Genomic DNA, 11,663 nt, shown 5'->3' on the forward strand with positions numbered 1-11,663 from the left:
GCCGGGCCGGTCCCCAGCGCCGTCAGCTCACCGCGCTCCTCGGCGGTGAGCAGGCCGAACCGGCTGAGCCGCCGCCGCGGGTCGGCCACCACGGCGTGGAGCAGCCGCTCCCACCGCCCGATCATCGTCTCGACGGCGGCCGGGTCGTACAGGTCGCTGGTGTACTCGACGGACCCGTCGATCCCCTCCGGGGAGCCGTCCTCCGCATACCGCTCGGACATGGTGAAGACCAGATCGAGCTTGGCGGTGGTCGACGCCAACGGCACGTCGGTGACGCTCAGTCCGGGCGGCGCGAAGTCGGCCCGGGGTGCGTTCTGCAGCACCAGCATGACCTGGAACAGCGGGTGGTGGGCGAGCGAGCGCACCGGGTTGAGGGCCTCGACCAGGTATTCGAACGGAAGGTCCTGATTGGCGTACCCGGCCAGCGCGGTGTCCCGGACCCGGCCCAGCAGCTCGACGAACGTCGGATCGCCCGAGGTGTCGGTACGGAAGACCAGGGTGTTGACGAAGTAGCCGACCAGCTCGTCCTGCGCCTGGTCGGTCCGGCCCGCGACCGGGCTGCCGACCGGGATGTCGTCGCCCGCGCCGAGCTTGCTCAACAGCGCCGCCAGCCCTGCCTGGAGCACCATGAACAGACTGGTCCCGTGCGCGCGGGCCAGCTCGCGCAGACCGCGGTGCAGCTCGGCGTCGAGCCCGGCACGCACGGAACCGCCCCGGTGGGAAGCGACGGCCGGGCGGGGCCGGTCGGTGGGCAGCTGGATCCGCTCCGGCAGACCGGCCAACTGCCGGGTCCAGTAGGCCGCCTGGCCGGCGAACAGGCTGTCCCGGTCGGTGGAGTCGCCGAGCAGTTCGTGCTGCCACAGGGTGTAGTCGGCGTACTGGACCGGCAGCTCCTCCCACTGCGGCTCCTCGCCGCGGCAGCGCGCCTCGTAGGCGGCGGTCAGGCCCTGCGCGAGCGGGCCCAGCGACCAGCCGTCACCCGCGATGTGGTGGAGCACCACCTGGAACACGTGCTCGTCCGGGGCCAGCTCGAACAGTTCGACACGCAGCGGCACGTCGACCGCCAGGTCGAACCGACGGGCCTTCGCTTCCGCCATGACGGCCGGCAGCTCGGCCTCGGTGGTCAGGCTCACGAGCAGCCGCGGGCGGGCCGCCACGACGTCCAGCACCTGCTGGTGCGGCACGCCGTCCACCGCCGGGAAGACGGTGCGCAGGCTCTCGTGCCGGGCCACCACGTCCGCCACGGCGGCCTCCAGGGCCCGCCGGTCCAGGTCCCCGGACAGCCGCCAGGCCAGGGAGATGTGGTAGTTCGCGCTGGCGCCCTCCAACTGGTGCAGGAACCACAGCCGCCGCTGCGCGAACGACAGCGGGATCACCTCGGGACGCTCGCGCCGTGCCAGGGCGGCCTGCGCCGGTCCGGCCGCCACCAGGGCGGCGGCCAGGCCGGCCGGAGTCGGCGCCTCGAACAGGGTGCGCAGCGGCATTTCCACGCCGAGCGTCGCACGGATCCGGGCGGCCAGGCGGGTGGCCAGCAGCGAGTGCCCGCCCAGGTCGAAGAAGCCGTCCTCGACGCCGGCCGACGCCACGCCCAGGACCTCGGCGAACAGCTCGCACAGGATCTGCTCCTGCGGGGTGCGCGGCGCGCGGCCGGTCCGCTCCGCGGTGAACTCCGGCTCGGGCAGGGCCCGGCGGTCCAGCTTGCCGTTGGCGGTCAGCGGCAGCGCGTCCAGCACGACGAACGCCGACGGCACCATGTGCTCCGGCAGCCGCTCGCCCAGGTGCTCACGCAGCTCGGCCGCGCGCGGCGCCGCGCCGGCGGCCGGTACCAGGTAGGCGACCAGCCGGGTGTCGTCGACTCGGTCCTGCCGGGCCAGGACAGCGACCTGGGCGACGCCGGGGTGGTGGGACAGCGCCGCCTCGATCTCGCCGAGTTCGATCCGGAAGCCGCGTACCTTCACCTGGTCGTCGGCCCGGCCGACGTACCGCAGGCCGCCGTCTGCGTCCCGGCGCACCACGTCGCCGCTGCGGTACATGCGCGCGCCGACCGGCCCGAAGGGGTCGGCGACGAAGCGCCCGGCGGTCAGACCGGGCCGGTTCAGATAGCCGCGCGCCAGCCCGGCGCCCGCGACGTACAGCTCGCCGGGTACGCCCGGGGCCACCGGCCGCAGACCCTGGTCCAGCACGTACGTCCGCAGGTCCGGGAGGGCAGCGCCGATCCGGCCGACGACCGTGCCGGAGCGCTCCAGCGCCGCGTACGTGACGTGCACCGTGGTCTCGGTGATGCCGTACATGTTGACCAGCCGCGGCGCATCCTCCGCGTGCCGCTCGTACCAGCCCGCCAGCCGGCCGTGCTCCAACGCCTCGCCGCCGAACACCACCGTGCGCAGGGCGAGCGAACGGCCGGTCTCCGGCGCCTCCTCGTCCGCCTGCATCAGCTGGTAGAAGGCGGACGGCGTCTGGTTGAGCACCGTCACCCGCTCACGGGCGAGCAGCTCCAGGAACCGGCCGGGCGAACGGCTGGTCTCGTGGTCCACGACCACCAGCCGGCCGCCGTGCAGCAGCGGGCCCCACAGCTCCCACACCGAGAAGTCGAAGGCGTAGGAGTGGAAGAGCGTCCAGACGTCCTCGGCGGAGAAGCCGAACAGCGCGTCGGTGGCGCCGAACAGCCGCACCACGTTCCGGTGCGGGACCACCACACCCTTGGGGTTGCCGGTGGACCCGGAAGTGTGGATGACGTAGGCGGGGTGGCCGGGATCGACGGGGACCTCCGGATCCGTGTCCGGCAGCCCTTCAAGGTCAGCGGCGTCCAGCAGCAGCCGGTCCAGCCCGTCCGCTCCCGGCAGGTCGCCGACCCCGCCCGTCGTCACGAGCAGTGCGGGCCGGGTGTCCTGGAGCAGGTAGGCGATCCGGGCGGCCGGGTACGCCGGGTCCACCGGTACGTACGCGCCGCCGGCCTTGAGCACCGCGAGCACCGCCACGACCAGCTCGGCCGAGCGCGGCAGGGCCAGCGCCACCAGCTGCTCCGGCCCCACTCCTCGATCGGCCAGGGCGTGCGCGAGCCGGTTGGCGCGGGCGTTCAACTCGCCGTACGTCAGAGTGACTTCGCCGTCCGTGAGGGCGACCGCGGCCGGGTCGGCCCGCACCTGCCGCTCGAACAGCGCGGTCAGGCTGCTGTCCGACGGTTCCCCGCTCCGGTCGGCGGCGGCCGGGAGCAGCGCGCGGAGCTCGTCGGCGGACAGCACGTCCACCTGGCCGATCCGTCGGCCGGGGTCGGCGACGACGGCCCGCAGCAGCCGCAGCCACCGGTCGACGATCCCCGCCACGGTGGCCTCGTCGAACAGGTCGGTGCTGTACTCCACCAGGCCCGACAGCCCGTCCGCACCGGGCTGTTCGCCCAGGATGAAGGTCAGGTCGCACTTGGCCGTCCCGGTGGGGACCAGGTCGGTCGACACCCGCAGCCCCGGTAGGTCGAACCCGCCGAGCGGCGCGTTCTGCAGGGCGAGCATGGTCTGGAACAGCGGGTGGTGCGCCAGCGACCGGGTCGGGTTCAGCGCCTCCACCAGGTGCTCGAACGGCACGTCCTGGTGCGCGTACGCGGACAGCGCGTCGCCGCGCACCCGTCCCAGCAGTTCGGTGAACGACGGGTCGCCGGACAGGTCGGTGCGCAGGACCAGGGTGTTGACGAAGAAGCCGACCAGGTCGTCCAGGGCCTCGTCGGTGCGTCCGGCGATCGGGGTGCCGATCGGGACGTCGGTGCCCGCGCCGAGCTTGCCCAGCAGGGCGCCCAGCCCGGCCTGGAGCACCATGAACAGGCTGGCCCCGCCGTCCCGGGCGAGCATCCGCAGGCCCTGGTGCAGCTCGGCGTCGATCCGCACCGGCAGGTGGGCGCCCCGGTAGGACATCGCCGCCGGCCGGGGCCGGTCGAACGGCAGCTCGACCTGCTCGGGCAGGTCCGCCAGCTGCTCCCGCCAGTAGGCGAGTTGGCCGCTCAGCAGGCTGTCCGGGTCCGCGCCGTCGCCCAGCAGCTCCCGCTGCCAGAGGGCGTAGTCGGCGTACTGGACCGGCAGCGGCGCCCACTCCGGCTTCGCCCCCTCGGTACGGGCCGCGTAGGCAGTCGTCAGGTCCTGCGAGAGCGGCCCCATCGACCAGCCGTCACCGGCGATGTGGTGCACCACCAGCAGCAGTACGTGCTCCTCCCGCCCGAGCCGGAACAGCTCGGCGTGCAGCGGCGGCTCCTCCGCGAGCTCGAAGCCGTGCCGCGCCGCTTCCGCCAGCCGGTCCGGCAGGTCGCGCTTGCCGGCCTCGGTCACCCGCAGCCGTGGCCGTGCCGCGTCGAGGTCCAGCACGTGCTGGCACGGAACACCGTCGACCACGGGGAAGACGGTGCGCAGGCTCTCGTGCCGCTCGACCACGTCCGCCAGGGCGGCCTCCAGGGCCCGCTGGTCGAGGTTCCCGGACAGTCTCAGCGTCAGCGGGATGTTGTACGTGGCGCTGGGGCCCTCCATGCGGTGCAGGAACCACAGCCGGCGCTGGGCGAAGGACAGGGGGACCGCCCCAGACCGCTCACGCGCCGCGAGCGCGGGCCGGGCCTGGCCCGCGGCGTCCACCGTCGCCGCCAGTTCCGCCACCGTCGGCGCGTCGAACAGGTCGCTCAACCGCAGCTCCACGCCGAGCACCGACCGGGCCCGGGCGACCAGCCGGGTGGCCAGCAGCGAGTGCCCGCCGAGGTCGAAGAAGTCGTCGTCGGCGCCGACCTCCGGGACGCCGAGCACCTCGGCGAACAGCCCGGCGAGCAGGTGCTCGGTCGCGGTGCGCGGAGCGCGGCCCGAGTCGGCGGGCTGCCGGTCGGGCGCGGGGAGTGCCTGCCGGTCGAGCTTGCCGTTCGGGGTCAGCGGCAGCGCGTCCAGCACGACGTACGCGGTCGGCACCATGTGCTTGGGCAGCCGCTCCCGCAGGTGTTCGCGCAGGGCGGTGTCGGTCACCGTGGCGCCGGGCTCGGGAACGGCGTAGGCGACCAGCCGGGGCTCCTCCTCGGTACGCACCACGACGGCGGCCCGGGCGACCTGCGGGTGCTCGGCGAGGACGGCCTCGATCTCGCCGAGCTCCACCCGGAAGCCACGGATCTTGATCTGGTCGTCCGTACGCCCGAGGAACTCCAGGTTCCCGTCCGCGCCCCACCGCACCAGGTCGCCGGTGCGGTACATCTGCGTGCCGCTCGGGCCGAACGGATCCGCCACGAACCGTCCGGCCGTCAGCCCCGGCCGGTTCAGGTAGCCGCGGGCGAGACACTCCCCGGCGATGTACAACTCACCCGGCGTACCGGCCGGCAGCCGACGCAGGGCGGCGTCGAGCACGTACAGCCGGACGTTGGTGGCGGGCCGGCCGATGACCGGGAGCGGACTCGAACCCACGGGCGCGGTCACCGGGTTGACGGTGCACTCGGACGGCCCGTAGAGGTTGAGGCAGGACACCCCCTCGGCCGCCCGCAGCTGTCCCCACAGCTGCTCCGGGACGGCCTCGCCGCCCGCTGCGACCAGCGCTGGGCGCCAGCTCTGGTCGCCCAACAGCCCGTGGGCCACGAGGTCGTGCAGGTAGGAGGGGGTGGCTTCGATGTAGTCCAGTCCACAGCGCCGCGCGTACGCGACGAAGGCGTCCGGGTCGGTCCAGGTCGCGTGGTCCAGGACGTGTAGCTCGTGGCCCGCGAACAGGGCGAGCAGCTGGTTCCACGACGCGTCGAACGACACCGACGTCGTCAGGGCCACCCGCAGCCGCTGCCGCTCCCCGAGCACCGCCGGGAAGTGCACCTGCCGGAGGTCGGTGAGCAGGTTGAGCAAGCCACCGTGGGTCGGCGCCACGCCCTTGGGCCGTCCGGTGGAACCGGAGGTGTAGATGACGTACGCCGGGTGACACGGATCGATGGCCACCGTCGGGTCCACCACCGGATGACCCGCCATGAGGGCAGCCGTCTTCGGGTCGTCGAGCACCAGCCGGCCGACCGGACCTCCGTCGGGCAGGCGGTCCCCGCTGCGGGAGTCGGTGACCACCAGGAGCGGGCGGGCGTCGTCGAGCAGGTACGCGATCCGGGCGGCCGGGTACTCGGGATCGACCGGGACGTACGCCGCCCCGGTCTTCAGCACCGCGAGGATCGCCACCACCAGCTCGGCCGAGCGCGGCAGCGCCACCGCCACCAGCCGCTCCGGACCCGCACCCCGCGCGATCAGCTCATGCGCCAGCCGGTTCGCCCGCACGTCCAGCTCCGCGTACGTCAGCGAGACGTCCCCGCAGACCAGCGCGACCAGGTCCGGAGTCGCGCGCACGTGCTCCCGGAACAGTTCCGGCAGGTTCTCGACCGGAGCCGCCGCCATCGGCCCGGTGCCGAGGGCCGTCACCTCGCGGTGCTCCTCGGCCGTGAGCAGGTCGATCCGGCCCACCAGCTCGTCCAGGTCGCAGTCCGCGACCGTGTCCAGCAGTGCGAGCAGCCGCTGCTGGTGGGCGGCGAGGTCGTCGTCGCCGTAGGCCTCCGGCGAGCCGTGGAGCCGCAGGAGCGGCGGGTTGCCGTCGCGGTAGTCGAACACCCAGAGGGCGAGGTCGGTGGTCGACCCCGACACGAAGTGGTGCACGGAGGCCGGGTGCCCGGCGAAGCTCGGCCTGGAGTTGAAGGCCATGATGTTGACGATCAGCGGGAACGCCGTCCCGATGCTGCCGGGCGCGCCGACGTCGCGCAGCAGGTCCTCGCTGCGGTAGCGCTCGTGGGTGACGGCCGCGTCGACCTCCTGCGCCACCTGGGCGATGAGTTCGCGCCACCGCATGTCCGGCCGCAAGGTCAGCCGCAGCGGCACCACGTTGGACATCGTGCCCGGCACCGACATCAGGTCACGGCCGCAGGACCGACGGGCGGTGACGGGCATGGCCAGCACCACGTCCTGGCTGCCGGTCAACCGGTGCGCGTAGAGCGCCGTCGCGGCGATCAGGACCCGGGACCACCGGACGCCGGCCCGTCCCGCCGCCGCGCGCAGGGCCTCGGGGCTCCGCAGTTCCAGCTCCTCGGCCAGCCGAAGCGCCCGGTGCGGGTCGGTCGGGGCCGTGTCGGTGAGCCGCGTCGGCGTCGGCCGGTCCGCGAAGCGCTCCGTCCAGTAGGCGCGGTCGGCGGTGAAGTCCGCCGACGCGCGGTAGGCGGCGTCACTGTCGACCAGGTCCTGCAGCGAACCGAACGGGGACTGCGCCACCGGCCCGCCCTCGGCCAGCGCCGAGTACACGTCCGCGACCCGCTGCCTGACCAGGGAACTGCTCAGCGCGTCCAGCACCACGTGGTGGTAGTTCAGGTACCAGAGGTGGTCCGTGGGCGACAGCCGGATCAGCGCATGCCCGAACAGCGGATCACGCGCGAGGTCCAGCGGGCGCATCAGGTCCTGCTCCATCCACGCCATGGCCGCCGCCCGGGGGTCGGTCTCCGCGCTGAGGTCGAGGTGCGCGGGCGCCCAGTCCCAGGTCGCGCGGAGGATCTGGCGCGGGCCCTCGCCGTCGTCGACGAAGCTCACGTGCAGGGCGTCGACCTCGTCGACCACCCGGCGCAGCGCGGTCTCGAACAGCTCCGGGTCCACCGGCCCGTGGATCTCCAGGCACTCGCCGACGCGATAGCCCGGAATCGCCGTCCGGGAGCGCTGCTCGGCCAGCCAGATCTCGCGCTGGGCCGCCGTCAGGGGAAGAACGTCGCCATCGCGACGGGACATGGGGGTACCTCTCAGGAGTGTGGGCGGGCGTACACGCAGGGCGCGATGGGCCGCGCCGACCGCGGTTCACATCACGCGGCCGGCGGGTGGGCGCGGCTAACTGCTGCGGTCAGGCGGCGAGTTCGCCGGCCTGGAGCTGCCGGAGGGATGCGTAGATTCCGTGCCGGGCGAGGAGTTCGTCGTGGGTGCCCTGCTCGGCCTGGACCTCGGTGATCCCGGGCACGCGGCACAGCGCCGCGGCGAGGACTTCGGCCGTCCGGGGCCGGCCGATCACCGGCTTGACGTCCCAGCGCCGGCGTCCCGGAATCACCGAGCGCGCGCTCGCGTCCGAATCCGCGGAACGGAATGCGGCTGCGGCACCCAGTAGCGATGGCATGTGTACGATCACCTGTTTTGCGGAGGTCACGGGCAGTCGGTCAACGGGCACGGCGAAATTCTGCGCGCGGCGGATTACTGCGATGGAGTGAAAAGTCCGAAGGGGGAAGAGGTACGGCCGAAAGGCCCACCGCCGACCGCCGCGAGGACTCGTCCTACGAGATCGGTCGGAAGACGCGTCTAGGCGGCAGGCCGGGCCACGAATCGGGGCGTCACTGCGCCTTCCCGGCGCCGGCGCCGGCGGTCGCGCGGATCCTCGGAGTCATGATCTCGCCCTCGACACGGTCGGCGACCCCGCCCTTCCCGCCGTTCGAGGCTGCGCCCTCGGTGGGCCGGCGACCGTCATCGGAGGCGACCTGCGCCGCCACCATGTCGGCGGCCACCTCGGCCGCGAGGTCGTGGATGTTCTCCCCGGCCTCATAGGCCGCCTTCTTCACCTCCAAGGCGATGCCTACGGACGTCTTGACGACACCGCGCACCAGCGGCTTGAGGAGACGCTTGGCCAGTGGCGCGACGATGAGACCGACCAGGAACGGCGGAACGACGGGCGGCATGATGCTCCAACCTCTCTACGCAGACGAATGACAGGGGACCCAGGGCACTGCGAACTCCGGAGCACGCACAGCGAGGAAGACGGAAGCACCCATTTCCAGGATTCTCGACTCCCGTACCGGGCCCCCTGCCGGGTCGAATTCCTCGTCGACGGAGTGCACCGTCCGCTCCTCGATCACCGTAGTCCAGTCATGTCCGTCGAGGCCAAAAAGCCTCGGCCGATTTCACTCATGCGAGTGCTATCCATGTTCCGGACCGCTACGGATTGCCGCATGCGTACCCATCCAGCGAAGTTCTTGTCCCATTTACCTTTTACTAGTGATCGCCTCCATGATGACTGCCGAGTTCGCGCGCCGCCCTCCGGCGCCCTGTGTCACGTCGCGGCTCCGGTCGCTCACGGACGAGTGAACTCCCAACCGATCCCTCGCCCACCGGCTGCTGCGAACGCCAGCGTGGGCGGCATGACCACCACGTACCCCCGAGCCGAACGGGCCGCCCAGGCCCGGGAAGCCGAAGCCCAGCTCGCCGCCGACGGAATCGACGGGGTGGTGTTCGGCTGGGTCGACAACGCCGGGCTCACCCGGGTGAAGTCCGTCCCGCTCGCCCAACTCGAACACGCCGCCGAGTACGGCGTCGGCGCCGTGCCCTGCTTCGACGTCTCCCTGGTGGACGACTCCTTCACCACTACGCCTTCGAGTACCGGCCCGGTGGGCGACCTGCGGCTCGTCCCCGACCTCGACCGGCTCACCCCGCTCGCCGCCCAACCCGGCTGGGCCTGGGCCCCAGCCGACCGCTACCTCCAGGACGGCACCCCGCACCCCGGCTGCCAGCGCCACTTCGCCCGCCAGGCCACCGAGGCCGTCGAACGGCGCGGGCTCTCGGTGCAAGCCGGGATCGAGATCGAATGGGTGGTGGCCGACGCCGCCGGGGCCCCCGCGACGGTCGGGCCCGCATACGGGATGACCCGCTTCATCGAGCACACCGACTACCTGCGGGACGTGCTGCGCGCCCTCACCGGCCAAGGGCTGGCCGTGCTCCAGCTCCACCCCGAGTACGCCGCCGGGCAGTTCGAGGTCTCGGTCGCCGCCGAGGGGCCGGTCGAGGCGGCCGACACCACGATGCTGGTGCGCCACACCATCCGGGCCGTCTCCGCCCGGCACGGCCTGCGGGTCTCGTACGCGCCCGTCTTCACCGAGGGCTCGGTCGGCAACGGCGGCCACCTGCACCTCAGCCTCTGGCGACAGGACCGGAACCTCGGGCACGGCGGCCCCGGCCGCCACGGGCTGCACCCCGACACCGAGCAGTTCCTGGCGGGCGTACTGGCCGAGCTGCCCGCCCTGCTCGCCCTCGGCGCGCCGAGCGTCGCCTCCTACCTGCGGCTGGTCCCCTCCCACTTCGCCGGGGCCTACCGCTGCTGGGGCCTGGAGAACCGTGAGGCGGCGCTGCGCCTGATCACCGGTTCCGCCGCCGGGCAGGCCAACGCCGAGTTCAAGTGCTTCGACGCCGCCGCCAACCCGTACCTGGCGATCGGCGGCGTGCTGGCCGCCGGACTCGCCGGCCTGGACGCCGGCCAGCCCCTCCCGCCCGAGACCCCGAGCGACCCCGCCGCCCTCGACGGCGCCGAGCGCCTCCCGGCGAGCCTGTCGGAGGCGATCGACGCGTATGAGAAGTCCGCACTGCTGCGGCAGGCACTCGGCCCCGAGCTGTACGAGACCGTGCTGGCCGTCCGGCGGGCGGAGGCTGAGCTGTTCGCGATGCACACCGATGCGGACGTCATCGAGGCCGTCCGCTGGCGCTACTGACGAGCATCGGTTCCACTCCTCCGGCTCCCAAGCGATGAGCCGGTCGAAGACCTGCTGGTCGCTGTCGAGCTTCACGGAGTTCAGCAGGATGCGGCCCCGGAAGATGCGGAGCGATTCCTAGGACGACGCCACGCCCGTGGCCGAAGCGGTCGCGGGCGTGGCGTCGTCCTAGGTGAGAGGAGCGGGCCGGGCGCCGTTGCCGTCGAGCGCGAGGCGCCAGCGGCCTTGGGCCTCACCCTTCGCCGTGAGCCAGCCGACCAGTCCGCTGAGGTCGCGCTGGGCCCGCTACCCACTCAGTTCCGCGTCGGCCCGATAGTTGGCCCGGCGCACCCGGTCGCCCAGCCGCGCCCTTGCCGATGGCCTCATCCGCCCTGGCAGGCACGGCGGAACTGGTCGGGTACGGGGGACATCTGCGTCAGCCGGCTTCGGTTCCGGGTGAGGACCCGAGAGTCGGATCGGTAACAGCGGGTTCCAGCGGCTTCGCCATGTAGACCGCCCCGGCGCCGTAGCTCGCGGGCAGTGCGATCTCGGGCCGGGCCCGGTAGCCCAGCCGAGCCCACAGCACCTGCGAGCGTTGCACGGCAACCATGGAGAGGGTCCGGTAGCCGGCTGCCCGCCCGGTCTCCTCCAGATGCCGCAGCAGCCGGCGGGCCAGGTCCCCGCCGCGCCCCCGCTCGGCGATCGCCAGGTCGTGGGCGTGCAGGTTGCTCCCCCGATCGCTCTCCTGCACCGCGCCTTCCTCGGCCAGGCTCAGGTCCGGGCAGCGGAACAGCGGGTACGGCAGGGCGAGCAGGTAGCCGCCGAATCCGCCGGCGTGCTCCAGGACGAAGCAGGTCGAGGGCGAGGCGCGGTGCCGGGACCGTAGCACCTCCCGCCCCTCCGACAGGCCGCTCGCGGAGTAGGCGCGTTCCTCCAGCGCGACCACCTCGTCCCAGTCCTCCTCCCGGAGCAGCCGGATGTGGTACTCGCTCATGCGTTTCCTCCGTTGCGGCGCCCGCCGACGCAGGTGTGCGGCAGCGGCGCGAAGCCGTTGAACCCCCGGGTGGCGTAGGCGGTGGAGTAGGCGCCGCAGGAGTGGATCCACACCGGGTCGCCGGAGGCGATCGCGCGCGGGACCCGTACCAGGCCGTCCTCCTGGGCGTACGCGTCGTCGCTGTCGCAGGTCGGGCCGGCCACCACGGCGTTGACGAACTGCCCGCCGGGG

5 protein-coding genes and 1 pseudogene are annotated in these 11,663 nt (G+C 73.1%); 1 reads left to right on the forward strand and 5 read right to left on the reverse strand.

Features of this window, described 5'->3' with window-relative positions:
• From ACFQ87_RS39990 to ACFQ87_RS40000, 3 genes are all read right to left on the reverse strand, one after another.
• A partial coding sequence (locus ACFQ87_RS39990) for an amino acid adenylation domain-containing protein (protein WP_380615876.1) occupies positions 1-7,730 on the reverse strand: 7,730 nt, incomplete at its 3' end.
• A gap of 109 nt (positions 7,731-7,839) precedes the next feature.
• Positions 7,840-8,040 carry a hypothetical protein gene (locus tag ACFQ87_RS39995; protein ID WP_380615877.1) on the reverse strand — a complete coding sequence of 67 codons (201 nt, stop codon included), beginning with the start codon at positions 8,038-8,040 and terminating at the stop codon, positions 7,840-7,842.
• 277 nt (positions 8,041-8,317) lie between these two features.
• The gene (locus ACFQ87_RS40000; RefSeq protein WP_380615878.1) at positions 8,318-8,659 is read right to left on the reverse strand and encodes a DUF5132 domain-containing protein; all 342 of its coding nucleotides are present in this window, start codon (positions 8,657-8,659) and stop codon (positions 8,318-8,320) included.
• Between the two features lie 459 nt (positions 8,660-9,118).
• Here ACFQ87_RS40000 and ACFQ87_RS40005 point away from each other — a divergent pair, with 459 nt between their 5' ends.
• Positions 9,119-10,459 (forward strand): glutamine synthetase, encoded by a 1,341-nt coding sequence (locus tag ACFQ87_RS40005; RefSeq protein WP_380615879.1) that lies wholly within the window; start codon positions 9,119-9,121, stop codon positions 10,457-10,459.
• Positions 10,460-10,874: 415 nt separating this feature from the next.
• Here the strand turns inward: ACFQ87_RS40005 and ACFQ87_RS40010 are convergent, their stop codons facing one another.
• Together ACFQ87_RS40010 and ACFQ87_RS40015 are read right to left on the reverse strand one after the other, a co-directional pair.
• Entirely contained in the window at positions 10,875-11,432 is a 558-nt protein-coding gene (locus tag ACFQ87_RS40010; RefSeq protein ID WP_380615880.1) for a GNAT family N-acetyltransferase, read from the reverse strand.
• A pseudogene (locus tag ACFQ87_RS40015) lies at positions 11,429-11,663 on the reverse strand (type III PLP-dependent enzyme); the annotation flags it as partial. The gene ACFQ87_RS40010 and the pseudogene ACFQ87_RS40015, both read right to left, overlap by 4 nt.

Source organism: Kitasatospora sp. NPDC056531, assembly GCF_042794375.1.
Taxonomy (GTDB): domain Bacteria; phylum Actinomycetota; class Actinomycetes; order Streptomycetales; family Streptomycetaceae; genus Kitasatospora.

Bases quoted from the DNA above. Each gene is read 5' to 3' on its own strand.
- ACFQ87_RS40010 (WP_380615880.1), bottom strand. From the start codon at position 11,432: ATGAGCGAGTACCACATCCGGCTGCTCCGGGAGGAGGACTGGGACGAG.
- ACFQ87_RS40005 (WP_380615879.1), top strand. From the start codon at position 9,119: ATGACCACCACGTACCCCCGAGCCGAACGGGCCGCCCAGGCCCGGGAA.
- ACFQ87_RS40000 (WP_380615878.1), bottom strand. From the start codon at position 8,659: ATGCCGCCCGTCGTTCCGCCGTTCCTGGTCGGTCTCATCGTCGCGCCA.